The 11,638-nt window shown below is 65.2% G+C and carries 10 protein-coding genes; 3 read left to right on the top strand and 7 right to left on the bottom strand.

Annotation, left to right across the window (positions count from 1 at the left end; translation table 11 throughout):
* Positions 1–40: 40 nt before the first annotated feature.
* The 5 genes from rbfA to BLT92_RS16460 form a co-directional block, all read right to left on the bottom strand.
* Entirely contained in the window at positions 41–469 is a 429-nt protein-coding gene (rbfA, locus tag BLT92_RS16480) for a 30S ribosome-binding factor RbfA (protein WP_092109529.1), read from the bottom strand.
* A gap of 247 nt (positions 470–716) precedes the next feature.
* The gene (gene infB, locus BLT92_RS16475; RefSeq protein WP_092107322.1) at positions 717–3,767 is read right to left on the bottom strand and encodes a translation initiation factor IF-2; all 3,051 of its coding nucleotides are present in this window, start codon (positions 3,765–3,767) and stop codon (positions 717–719) included.
* 133 nt (positions 3,768–3,900) lie between these two features.
* Positions 3,901–4,098, bottom strand: coding sequence for a YlxR family protein (locus BLT92_RS16470; protein WP_231938885.1), 198 nt, complete (start codon positions 4,096–4,098; stop codon positions 3,901–3,903).
* 149 nt (positions 4,099–4,247) lie between these two features.
* On the bottom strand, positions 4,248–5,210 hold the full coding sequence (nusA, locus tag BLT92_RS16465; RefSeq protein WP_092107318.1) for a transcription termination factor NusA: 963 nt from the start codon (positions 5,208–5,210) through the stop codon (positions 4,248–4,250).
* 83 nt (positions 5,211–5,293) lie between these two features.
* On the bottom strand, positions 5,294–5,758 hold the full coding sequence (locus BLT92_RS16460; RefSeq protein WP_092107316.1) for a ribosome maturation factor RimP: 465 nt from the start codon (positions 5,756–5,758) through the stop codon (positions 5,294–5,296).
* A gap of 130 nt (positions 5,759–5,888) precedes the next feature.
* Between BLT92_RS16460 and BLT92_RS16455 the strand changes: the two genes are divergently transcribed.
* Positions 5,889–6,866: a hypothetical protein gene (locus BLT92_RS16455; RefSeq protein WP_092107314.1), complete on the top strand. Its 978-nt coding sequence runs from the start codon at positions 5,889–5,891 to the stop codon at positions 6,864–6,866.
* The gene (locus BLT92_RS16450; protein WP_092107312.1) at positions 6,863–7,882 is read left to right on the top strand and encodes an aminoglycoside phosphotransferase family protein; all 1,020 of its coding nucleotides are present in this window, start codon (positions 6,863–6,865) and stop codon (positions 7,880–7,882) included. The genes BLT92_RS16455 and BLT92_RS16450 overlap by 4 nt, the downstream gene beginning before the upstream one ends.
* Positions 7,883–7,973: 91 nt before the next feature.
* On the opposite strand, the gene BLT92_RS16445 is transcribed toward BLT92_RS16450, so the two are convergent.
* Together BLT92_RS16445 and BLT92_RS16440 are read right to left on the bottom strand one after the other, a co-directional pair.
* Complete coding sequence (locus tag BLT92_RS16445) at positions 7,974–8,780, bottom strand: TSUP family transporter (RefSeq protein ID WP_092107310.1); 807 nt, start codon at positions 8,778–8,780, stop codon at positions 7,974–7,976.
* Positions 8,781–8,793: 13 nt separating this feature from the next.
* The gene (locus BLT92_RS16440) at positions 8,794–10,686 is read right to left on the bottom strand and encodes a proline--tRNA ligase (RefSeq protein WP_092107308.1); all 1,893 of its coding nucleotides are present in this window, start codon (positions 10,684–10,686) and stop codon (positions 8,794–8,796) included.
* A 233-nt stretch (positions 10,687–10,919) separates the two neighbouring features.
* Here BLT92_RS16440 and BLT92_RS16435 point away from each other — a divergent pair, with 233 nt between their 5' ends.
* Positions 10,920–11,633 (top strand): NUDIX hydrolase, encoded by a 714-nt coding sequence (locus BLT92_RS16435; protein ID WP_092107306.1) that lies wholly within the window; start codon positions 10,920–10,922, stop codon positions 11,631–11,633.
* Positions 11,634–11,638 lie beyond the last annotated feature (5 nt).

Raw genomic sequence — 11,638 nt, 5'->3', positions numbered from 1 at the left:
ACGAGACTGTTACATTCTTCCGCGACGGAGTTGCGCGCAGTCAGCCCTCGTCGTCGGTCTTCTTGTACGGGTCCTCATCACCGGCGGGTTTCGCGTCCTTGGCCAGTCCGGCAACCCGAGCGTCGTCGGCTGCCGCTTGGGCCAGGAGACCATCCAGATGGGCTGCAGCCTCCGGGACGGCGTCGGCGATGAACTCGAGACTGGGAGTCAGGCGGATCGTCAGACCTTTGCCCACCTCTGACCGGATGAAGCCCTTCGCGGACTCCAGCGCCTTGCCGGTGGCGTCGAGATCCTGCCCATCGCCGAAGACCGTATAGAAGATCGAGGCGTGCTGCAGGTCTCCGGTCACGCGCACATCGGTGACCGTGACGAAACCGAGACGGGGGTCCTTGAGTCTGCGTTCGATCGTGCTGGCGACGATGACCTTGATCTGGTCGGCGATCTTCCGCGCCCGAGTTGCATCTGCCATGGTGATTTCCTTCTTCGTGTGAGTTGTCACTGTCAGCGAGTTCTGCCGGAACTGCCACGTGAGCATGCGGGGTGGAGCTAAATCCGGCTGAAGCCGTGTCTGGTTGAAACTGTATCTGGGTGGAGCTGCCGCAGCGGGCCGTGAACCGCAGACCGGGTCCTGCCCGGGCGGTGTGCGGGCGAGTGGACTCTTGCCACCCGCTCGCACACAACCCGTTCAGAACCCGGTGTGGACAGCGATGTGCTGATCAGTCGCGCGGCTTCTCACGCATCTCAACGGTCTCGATGATGTCACCGACACGCAGATCGTTGAAACTGCCCAGGCCGATGCCGCACTCGAATCCTTCGCGGACCTCGGTGGCGTCGTCCTTGAAGCGGCGCAGGGACTCGATCTTGACCTTGTCCCCGATGACCACTCCATCACGGGTGACGCGAGCGGTCGAGTTCCTGGTGATGTGACCATCGCGCACGATGGAGCCGGCGATGTTGCCGAACTTGGAGGACCGGAAGACTTCGCGGATCTCCGCGGTGCCTGTCTGGACCTCTTCGTATTCCGGCTTGAGCATGCCCTTGAGCGAGCTCTCGATGTCGTCGATCGCCTGGTAGATGACCGAGTAGTACCTGACGTCGACGCCTTCGCGTTCGCCCAGGTCGCGAGCCTTCGCTTCCGGACGCACGTTGAAGCCGATGACGATCGCGTTGTCGACCGTCGCCAGGTTGATGTCGTTCTCGGTGATCGCACCCACGCCGCGGTGGATGATGCGCAGGTCGACTTCGTCGCCCACATCGATCTTGAGCAGCGAATCCTCCAGCGCTTCGACAGCACCGGACACGTCGCCCTTGAGGATGAGGTTGAGCATGTCGACCTTGCCCTCGGCCAGTGCCTTGGTGAAGTCCTCGAGGCTGATGCGCTTGCGACCGCGAGCCTGAGCTGCGTTGCGCTCGATGGCATCACGCTTCTCAGCGATCTGACGTGCGGTGCGGTCGTCCCCGGTGGAGATGAACGTGTCACCGGCGCGCGGCACGGAAGACAGACCCAGCACCTGGACGGGGCGAGATGGTCCCGCCTCCTCGACGAGCTGGCCGTTCTCATCGAACATCGCACGGACACGGCCGTAGGCGGTGCCACACACGATCGCATCGCCCTGCCGCAGTGTGCCGGAATCGACGAGCACGGTCGCAACCGCGCCGCGGCCCTTGTCGAGCTTCGCCTCGATCGCGATGCCGCGGGCGGACTTGTCCGGGTTGGCCCTCAGGTCCAGTGCGGCGTCGGTCGTCAGCAGCACGGATTCGAGCAGCTGGTCGATGCCTTCGCGCTTGAGCGCAGAGATCGGTACGAACATGGTTTCGCCGCCGTATTCCTCGGCAACCAGGTTGTACTCGGTCAGCTGCTGCATCACCTTCGCAGGGTTGGCGCCTTCCTTATCGGTCTTGTTGACTGCGACCACGATCGGAATGTCCGCCGCCTGAGCGTGGTTGAGTGCTTCCACAGTCTGCGGCATCACGCCGTCATCGGCCGCGACCACGAGGATCGCGAGGTCCGTCGACTTCGCACCACGGGCACGCATGGCGGTGAACGCCTCGTGACCCGGAGTATCGAGGAAGGTGATCTTGCGATCGGCGCCTTCGTGTTCGACCTCGGCCTGGTAAGCACCGATGTGCTGGGTGATTCCGCCGGCCTCGCGGGCCGCCACGTTCGCGGAGCGAATGGCGTCGAGGAGCTTGGTCTTACCGTGGTCGACGTGACCCATGACGGTGACGACCGGTGGGCGTGCCGCGAGATCCTCGTCGTCCTCGTCCGCGGCTTCCGCGTCGAGGTCGATGTCGAAGGTCTCGAGCAGCTCGCGGTCCTCGTCTTCGGGCGAGACGATCTCGATCTTGTAGCCGAGCTCCTCGCCGAGGACCTCGAATGTGCCCTCGTCCAACGACTGAGTGATGGTCGCCATCTCGCCGAGGTGGAAGAGCACCGTGACGAGATTCGTCGGATCGGTGTTGATCTTCTCAGCGAAATCGGCCAGTGAGGATCCGCGACGCAGACGTACCGGAGTCGTGCCGTTGCCGCGTGGAACCGAGACGCCGCCGACCGACGGTGTCTGCATCTGTTCGAACTCGGCGCGCTTGGCCCGCTTCGACTTGCGTCCCTTCTGACGGGGACCGCCACCGCGGCCGAATGCACCCTGAGTGCTGCCGCGACCGCGACCTGAGCCACGACCGCCTGGGCCGCCGCCTGGTCCGCGACGACCTGCCGGTGCGCCACCTGGCGCGCCGCCCGGTGCTCCACCGGGTCCGCCGGCGGGCGCGTTTCCGCGTCCTCCGCCCCGGCCGCGGCCGGGAGCCGGCTTATTCAGCGCGGAGTTCTTCATCATCGACGGGTTGGGGCGAGGTGCGCCCGGACGCGGTGCCGGACGTGGACCTGCTGAGCCTTCCTCGCCAGCCGCACGAGGCTTCTCACCTGGCTTGGGCATCCCCTGCGAATTCGCGAACGGGTTGTTGCCCGGGCGTGCACCCGGTCCACCCTGTCCGCCGGAGCGGTTGCCGGATTTGGGTCCGCCGCGTCCAGCCGGTTTGGGCATGCCCTGTGCCGGAGCGAAGGGGTTGTTTCCGGGGCGAGCCGGCGAACGACCGCCGGGCTTCGGAGCAGCACCGGGCTTCGGTCCAGCACCCGGCTTCGGAGTGGCACCCGGCTTGGGAGCGGCACCTGGTTTCGGGGCGGCACCTGGTTTCGGGGCGTTCGACCGCGCCGCCGGCTTGGCCTGCTCAGTCGAGGAATCGGCTGCGGCAGTTGCGTCGGCGTCAGCGGACTCGGTGCCAGCAGTCTTAGCATCTGCAGACTTAGCGTCTGCAGCGGATTCAGTCTCTGCAGCAGGTGTGGGGGCAGGCTTCGCGCCCGGCTTCGCACCGGTCGACTTGGCTGCGGGCTTCGCTTCTGCAGGGGTGGATTCGGCTGCTTCAGTCGGCGCCGATGCTGCCTTGGCTCCGGGCTTGGGAGCTCCCGGCTTGGCCGGGGTCTTCGCGCCTGGCTTGGGCGCACCCGGCTTGGCCGCAGGCTTTGCGCCCGGCTTGGCTGCCGACTTCGAATCGGCTGCGCCGGAGGTCTTGTCTCCACCGGACTTGGCGTCTCCGCTGGACTCGGCCGGAGCGGAATCGGCGTAGGCTTCCTTCACCTTCCGCACGACGGGTGCTTCGAGGGTCGAGGAAGCGGAGCGAACGAATTCGCCCAGGTCCTGGAGTTTTTCGAGGACGTTCTTGCTTGTAGTGCCGAGCTCTTTCGCGAGCTCATGGACACGGGGCTTTGCCACAGTTCTCCTGTCCGGGTTCTTTCCCGGTCAGGAAAGAACCTCATCAATGAAGAGCAGTTCTCATTTCACTGCTCTCTCGAATTCCGATAGCGGTGTCATCGCACGACACTCACAACTTGTCATCCATTCTCAGCTACCCGCTCTTCTTGGGTTCGGTATCCATCCTCGGCAGGTCCGAGGCGGTGACCTTCGTTCGAAAGGCTCGAGCGAAGGATGCGGACGTCAACGCCTTCTTCAGGCATGCGGCGTCCGGGTGCACCCAGGCTCCTCGTCCCGGCAGTGTCGCTGACACGTCATGGACGATGGCCGGATGCTGATCGGGTCGAATCACGAATCGCGTGAGTTCGTCCCGATCGGCCTTTTGCCTGCAGGCGATGCACGTCCTTCGGGGTGCATCGCCAACAATCACAGTACACAATTCTACAGCACTTGAATCCCCACCCGCGCCACACCCCGAGTGGTTCAGGTCACGCTCGCTGCCTACTCAACAGCGATGATGTCGATCTTCCAGCCGGTGAGCTTGGCTGCCAGGCGCGCATTCTGCCCTTCCTTGCCGATGGCCAGGGAGAGCTGGTCTCGAGGGACCATGGCGCGTGATTCCTGCAGATCTGGATCGAGGATGTCCACCTGCCTCGCTTTGGCGGGTGAGAGTGCGTGAGAGATGAACTTGGCCGGGTCGTCGCTGTAGTCGACGATGTCGATCTTCTCCTGGCCCAGTTCATTCATCACGGCGCGAACGCGGGAACCGAGCTCGCCGATGCATGACCCCTTCGCATTCACGCCGGGCTTCGTGGCCCGCACCGCGAGTTTGGTCCGGTGACCGGCTTCCCGTGCCAGGGAGACGATTTCGACGGTGCCATCTGCGATCTCCGGTGCTTCGTGCGCGAACAGCTTGCGCACGAGGTTCGGGTGTGTGCGCGAAACGGTGACGGATGTGCCTTTCGGCCCCTTGTGGACGTCGGCGATGTACACGCGAATGCGTGTTCCGTGCCGGTAGGTCTCACCCGGAACCTGTTCGTGGGGCGGCAGCACTGCCTCGACATCGCCGAGGTCGACCTGCACCATCTGCGGATCCCTGCCCTGCTGAATGGTGCCGGAGACGATCTCACCTTCGCGGCCCTTGAAGCTGCCGAGCACCGATTCGTCCTCGACATCGCGAAGCCGCTGGTGGATGACCTGGCGAGCCGTCTGCGCGGCGATGCGTCCGAAGCCGGTGGGAGTATCATCGAACTCGCCGATCGGAGTGTCATCGTTGTCGAACTCGACGGCGAGGATGCGAACTTCGCCCGAGGCCTTGTCGAGTTCAGCACGGGCATCTGGCCACGCACCCTCGGTCTTCTGATAGGCAAGGAACAGCGCTTGTTCGATGAGTTCGATCAGAGTGTCGAGCGGAATCTCCCGCTCTCGCTCGATAATGCGCAGAACACTGAGGTCGATATCCATGGCCTATATCCTCTCCGGCTCCCTCGAGCATTGAATTGTCTGTCTTCATTTATGCAGGCGTGACATTCTATCTCAGATTACGCTCACCGAAATTTGAGTTCGACCTGCGCCTTGACGATGTCGCTGAGCGAGACCGTGCGCTTCTCACGACTGGCGGGATCGGTTCCCGAAATTGAGTTCTCGCCCACATCGTCGAGATCGAGCTTGAAGGAGTGCTTCTTCGTGCTGATTTCGAGCCGGCGTCCGAGCACACGCTTGAAGTGCCGAGGGCACTCGAGCTTCCGCGTCGCGCCCGGGCTGGTGACCTCGAGCTGATAGGGCTTATCACGGAAGATCTCGACGTCGTCGAGGGTATCCCCGACGAGTCGGCTGGATTCGGCGATCTTGTCCATCGACATCGGTTCCGTGCTGGACTCATCGAGGTCGACGACGACCGTCAGCGCCCGCCGCTGGCCGGCGGCGACGGCCTTCACCGATTCCAGGTAGAACCCGGAGGTCTTCAGCGGCTCACGCAGAATCTCCTCGATCCGCGCCACGTCCTCATCCATGTGTCCTCCAGTCCCCGTCCCGATCACGAGGTGAACCCCGCGCGGAAACGTCGTTTCTGCCCTGCTGATTGACTTAGCCCCACCCTAAGCGACTCCCTGGCTGAGGTTAAGCATCCGCTAGGATTGGCCTATGCGTTTTCCCGTCAGCCGCCGCGCACTTCTCCTCTTCGGTGCGAGCGGGGCGAGCCTGGGTCTGCTGTCGGGCTGCGGCGTGAGGCTCGACACTCCCCCGGACGTTCCGACCCTCGATGAGACGAACCGGCTGCGCAATCGGATCGCCCGAATCCTCGCCGCCACTACTGCGGGGGACAACGATCCGGAGACCGCGGGTGAGGCCCTGCAGAAATTCCGGGATGCCATCGGCCCGGTCTGGTCCCCTCCGACTGAGATGGCCACCGAGCCCCCACCGTCTGAGGAGCCGCGCACCTACATCGCCGCCGCCGAGGTGGTCTCCACTGCCGTATTCACCGACCTGCCGAACTTGGGCTCCGGCCTCAATCCCGTCCTGGTCGACGTGGCGACCGGCCTTGCCCTGACCGCCGGGACGAAGGACGCCGAAATCATCCGCAGCTCAGATGCCCTGATCCGGAAGTCACGCACAACCAGTCCCGTCGGCGCCTCCGGTGAGACCGAGTCGGCGAAGGCCACGGACTCCGCCGACGAACAGGTGCCGACCGCCGACGAGTCCACCGCTCCCCCGATGTGGAATGCGATCCTCAACCAAGCCCGGGCGGCCTCCTACGGCTACGAGCGTCTCGCCGTGAACTTCGATGCGAAGTCGCGCGAACGCCAACGCGCTGTGGCACGCCTGGAATCCCTGGGAGCACTGGCCGGAGAGATGCTCGAAAAGCTCGGCGAGAAGAACGCCGACCCGGCTGCTCCTTCGTGGAAGCTCGATCCCAGCCCCACCGACCCGGAGACCGCCGAGGAGCTGGCGCTGTCGCTTGAAGACGGAATCGCCGCGGCCCTCCTGCCATGGCTGCAGACCGATACGCGAGCCGCTCTGCGGCTGTGGGAATCGGCCCGGACGCGCGCGGTCTTCGCCAGCCCACAGGTGCTTCGCTATACCTATTCCGGGGACTCCGGAGAGGCGGAGGCGCAGAAGTGAAGGTCCCACCGGTCCTGTTCAACGCCACACGCGACATCATCGGCGAGTTCCGCACCACGTCCTGGGTCGCGGCCCTGGATTTCATGGCCAACGAGCTCGCCGATCGGTGGCAGCTGAGCTTCGACGAGGTCCCCGGCGCGCCGTGGGCCGGGTGCGAGAGCCTCGTCATTCCGGTCCTGACCCAGGAGAACTATCAGGGTGTTCTGCGCTTTGCGGCCCCCACCTCGGCGCATACGGCCGCGCATGCGCAGGCGCTGCGGGCGCTGAAGATGTGGAACGGGCACGGCGCCGTCCGGGTGATCAGGGACGATCACAGCTTCCGGGTGACGCTGCAGGAACGACTGCGGACGAAGGACAATCTCTCCGTCCTGCCCTTGGCCGATGTGCCGCCGGTGTGGGGAGCCCTGCAACGCTCCCTGGAGGTTCCGGCGGATTCGGAGTTCCTGCGGGTCCAGGATGTGGCCGCCGGATGGTTGAGCACCTTCGACGCCGATTCCGGTCTGCTCAGCGGCTGGTCAGAGGCCGTCCGGGGTGACTCGCTGCTGCTCTCGTTCGCGCGCAATTGGATGCACACTCTGGCTGGGTCTGACGACAATTGGCTCATCCACGCCGATTTGCACTATTACAACATCCTCGCCGGCAACCCCGATGCCGCCGGCATCTCGACGTGGAAGGCCATCGACCCGCAGCCACTGTCGGGGCCGACCGCCTACACTTTGGCGCCGGTGCTGTGGAATCGCCTCGTGGAGATTCCGTCCCAGCATCCGCAGGCCCAGGCGGCGTGGCTGCGCGGCTTCGCCTCCGACCTCGCTCTGTGCGCAGGTATGGATCCGCAGTACGGAATGGGTGCGGCCGTCGCGCGGGAAATCTCGAACATGTTCTGGTACCTGAGGTCGGCCCGCAGCGGGTCGACCGAGGCCTTGGCCGATGCGGCGCGTTCGCTGTGGGTGGCACGCGCCCTGTCGGGTGCCGACGTCGCCGGGGTCAATGCCCACGCCCTCAAACCGATCGGCTGAGCACCGCCCCGCTAGACCTCCCCGACGTCACTAATTGCGCCCAGCGCCATGCGGTATTAGTGACGTCGGGGAGGTTTAGCGATGGGATGCGTCAGTGGATGAGGCCGGACATCACGTCGTAGCCGAGTTTGAGGATCATCGCGGAGACTACGACGACGAAGACGACTCGAACGAAGCCTGATCCCTGCTTCAGCGCCGTGCGCGCCCCGACGATCCCGCCCAGGACGTTGCCCACGGCCACGACGAGGCCGAGCGCCCACACCACCTGGCCATCGGGGATGAAATAGACGAGGGCTCCGAAGTTCGTCGCCCAGTTGATGACCTTCGCCGTGGCCGAGGCCTGGAGGAACGAGAATCCGATGACCGTGACGAACGCGATGACGAGGAAGGAACCGGTGCCTGGGCCCAACACACCGTCATAGATGCCGATGACCAAGCCGATCAGCCATGACAGACCGTGGTGGCGTTTCGAGGACTCTCCGAATCGGAGGGTCGCATCGGCGCCGAGGCTGGGGTTGATGACCGTGAAGAGTCCGACCCCGATGAGGGCGGCCAGGATGAGCGGAGTGAAGAGTTCGCCGGGGACCAGTGTTGCGAGTTTGGCGCCGAGGACCGCTCCGAGGAAGGCCGTGGCCGCGGCAGGGATCGTCGCCGACCGATCGGGCGTGATCTTACGCAGATATGTCACCGCCGAGGCGGTCGTGCCCGCGATCGATCCCACTTTGTTCGTGGCAACCGCTTGGACCGGAGTCATGCCCGGGACCAGAAGCAGTGCCGGAAGCTGGATCAGTCCGCCGCCTCCGACGACGGCATCGATCCACCCGGCCAGCACGCCCGCGGCCAACAGCCACAGAAGCATGCCGAGTGTGACATCGACGCCGGCGGTGAGAGCCTCCATCACCTACGTCAGTTCACAGTGCAGATGTGTCCGCGACCGCAGCGACCTCCCCGCCCGCAGCGCCCCCCGCGGCATCGGCGATCGCGGCGTCGGCCGCACCATCTGCCGTGGCGTAAGCGGTGCGGACCGCGGCCACGGTGGAAGCGACCACCTCGGCGACGGGCTGGTCCTGCTTCTCGTCGGTGAGACGATTGCGGACTTCGACCACTCCATCGGCCAGGCCGCGACCGACGACGATCACGGTGGGGATGCCGATGAGCTCGGCATCGGCGAATTTGAAGCCGGGTGAGACCTTGCCACGATCGTCGAGGAGGACGGTGACGCCCTCGGACTCGAGTTCGGATGTCAGCGTCTCGGCCGCCTCGGCGATCTCCTCGCCCTTGCCGGCGGCGATGATGTGCACGTCGGCCGGGGCCAGGTGCTGGGGCCAGAGGAGACCGGTTTCGCTGTGGTATTCCTCCGCGATGCAGGCCATGACGCGGGTGACGCCGAGGCCGTAGGAGCCCATGGTCACGGTCGTGGCCTTGCCGTTCTGGTCAAGGACCTTGAGGTCGAGGGACTCGGCGTATTTGCGGCCGAGCTTGAAGATCTGGCCGATCTCGACGCCACGGGCCAACTCGAGCGGACCGGAACCGTCGGGTGCGGGGTCGCCGAGGACCACCTGGGCGGCTTCGATGGTGCCGTCGGAGGTGAAGTCGCGGCCGGCGACGAGGTCGAAGACGTGACGGCCGGGCTCGTTTGCGCCGGTGATCCACCGGGTGCCGTCGACGACACGAGGATCGAGGAGGAAACGGACCTTCGAGCTGCCTTCGAGGCCGAGCAACTGCGTCTCGGGACTCAGACCCGGTCCGATGTAGCCCTTGACGAGCTCAGGGTGGGCGGCGAGATCCTCGGCAGTGGCCGCTTCGAGGCCGACCTCACCATTGCCCAGCATTCCTGTGCCGGCGGCGCGGTCGAGATCGACCTCACGGTCGCCGGGCAGGCCGATGACGATGATCTCGCGAGTGCCGTCGGGGTGGGTGATCGCGCAGACGACGTTCTTGAGCGTGTCTGCCGCGGTCCACGCCCGGTCTTCGCGCGGGTGGTTCGCATTCGCGGCGTCGACGAGGGTCTCGATCGTGGGCGTGTCGGGGGTGTCCTCGACGCGGGCCGCGGGCGAGAGCGAGTATTCAATCGCGTCGGGCACGATCGAGGTCACGGCCTCGACGTTGGCCGCGTACCCGCCGGGTGAGCGCACGAAGGTGTCTTCGCCGACTTCGGAGGGGTAGATGAACTCCTCGGTGCCCGAGCCGCCCATGGCGCCCGGAGTGGCCCTGACCGGCAGGCACGGAAGTCCGAGGCGGGCGAAGGCGCGGAGGTAGGCCACGCGCATCGCCTCATAGGAGGCGTCGAGCCCGGCATCGTCGATGTCGAAGGAGTAGGCGTCCTTCATGATGAATTCGCGTCCGCGCAGCAGACCCGCGCGCGGCCTGGCCTCGTCACGGTACTTCGTCTGGACCTGGTAGATCGAGAGCGGGAGGTCCTTGTAGGAGGAGTAGAGATCCTTGACGAGGAGGGTGAAGACCTCTTCGTGAGTGGGGGCCAGGATGTAGTCGTTGTCTTTGCGGTCCTGGAGGTGGAACAGGTCCGGTCCGAAGGCCTCCCAGCGTCCGGATTTCCGGTACGGGTCGGCGGGCAGCAGGCCGGGGAAATGGACTTCCTGTGAGCCGGCTCGGGCCATCTCCTCACGCACGATGGCTTCGATCTTGCCCAGTACCTGCAGCCCCAACGGCAGCCATGTGTAGATCCCCGGGGCCGATCGGCGGATGTACCCCGCACGGTGCAGCAGTTTGTGGCTGGCGACCTCGGCACCGACCGGGTCCTCCTTTTGGGTTCGCACAAACAGGGACGACATGCGCAGGGCCATGGGTGATACTCCTCAACTTGTCAGGACTCAGATCGAACCCTATCGCACGCGGGTATGCGCACGGCAACTGTGCGGAAAAACAGATCAGACTGGCTATCGGAACCGCCGCCTGCCGAGTGCAGATTCGTCAGGTCGTGGAAGCGAATTAGACTGGTGGGCACAGACATCCACCAGGGCCTGCACCATTCGGGCCGATTCACCGACCGACCACTTTCCTGACCGATACGAAGAGCATGCCTGATTCCACTCAACTGACGCAGTTCCCACGGCCCTCGGTCGCGGTCGACACCGCGGTCCTCTGCCCCGTTCCCGGACGTGGCCTGCACGTGCTCCTCACACATCCCGGCGACGGAGTTTGGCAGCTGCCGGGCTCGATTCTGCGTCCCCAGGAACGACTCGCCGAGGCTGTCGCACGGTGTCTGCGCGAAAAGGCGCGGCTCGTCGATCGCGCCCCCGTCCAGCTCCATGTCTTCGACCAGCCCGATCGAGATGATCGTGGCTGGGTGATCTCGGTGGCCCACCTCGACGTGCTGTCGACGAGAGATGTGGGATTCGGTGACGCAAGCTCCCCGGAGACCGAACCGGATCCGCAGGATGCGCGGCGGCGAAAACTGGCGCCCGTGCATTCGGTGCGTGAGCTCAGTGCCGAGCATCAGGAGATCGTGCGGGTCGCGGTGCACCGTCTGCGTTCCCTGCATGAGCGCACACCAGACCCGTTCGGGCTGCTGCCGGATGAGTTCTCGCTCCGACAGCTGCGTGAGCTGCATGAGATCGTGTCGGGAGAGAATCTGCAGGCAGACACGTTCCGCCGCACGATGCTGCCGCTCCTCGCACCTACCGGGCGGGCTCTGACCCAGGGACGCGGCCGCCCGGCTCAGACATTCACCCGCCGTTCCGAGCTCGCCCTGCGCAGCGATGGCGAAGGCGACCAAGGGCGCGAGACCTGACTGTG

Source organism: Brevibacterium picturae, assembly GCF_900105045.1.
GTDB classification, from domain to species: Bacteria; Actinomycetota; Actinomycetes; order Actinomycetales; family Brevibacteriaceae; genus Brevibacterium; species Brevibacterium picturae.
The sequence above is the reverse complement of the archived record's forward strand: the minus strand, read 5'-3'. Positions and strand labels throughout refer to the sequence as shown.

Coding starts and splice junctions, on each gene's coding strand:
- rbfA (WP_092109529.1), bottom strand. CDS start 469: ATGGCAGATGCAACTCGGGCGCGGAAGATCGCCGACCAGATCAAGGTC.
- nusA (WP_092107318.1), bottom strand. CDS start 5,210: ATGGATATCGACCTCAGTGTTCTGCGCATTATCGAGCGAGAGCGGGAG.
- BLT92_RS16460 (WP_092107316.1), bottom strand. CDS start 5,758: ATGGATGAGGACGTGGCGCGGATCGAGGAGATTCTGCGTGAGCCGCTG.
- BLT92_RS16455 (WP_092107314.1), top strand. CDS start 5,889: ATGCGTTTTCCCGTCAGCCGCCGCGCACTTCTCCTCTTCGGTGCGAGC.
- BLT92_RS16445 (WP_092107310.1), bottom strand. CDS start 8,780: ATGGAGGCTCTCACCGCCGGCGTCGATGTCACACTCGGCATGCTTCTG.
- BLT92_RS16440 (WP_092107308.1), bottom strand. CDS start 10,686: ATGGCCCTGCGCATGTCGTCCCTGTTTGTGCGAACCCAAAAGGAGGAC.
- BLT92_RS16435 (WP_092107306.1), top strand. CDS start 10,920: ATGCCTGATTCCACTCAACTGACGCAGTTCCCACGGCCCTCGGTCGCG.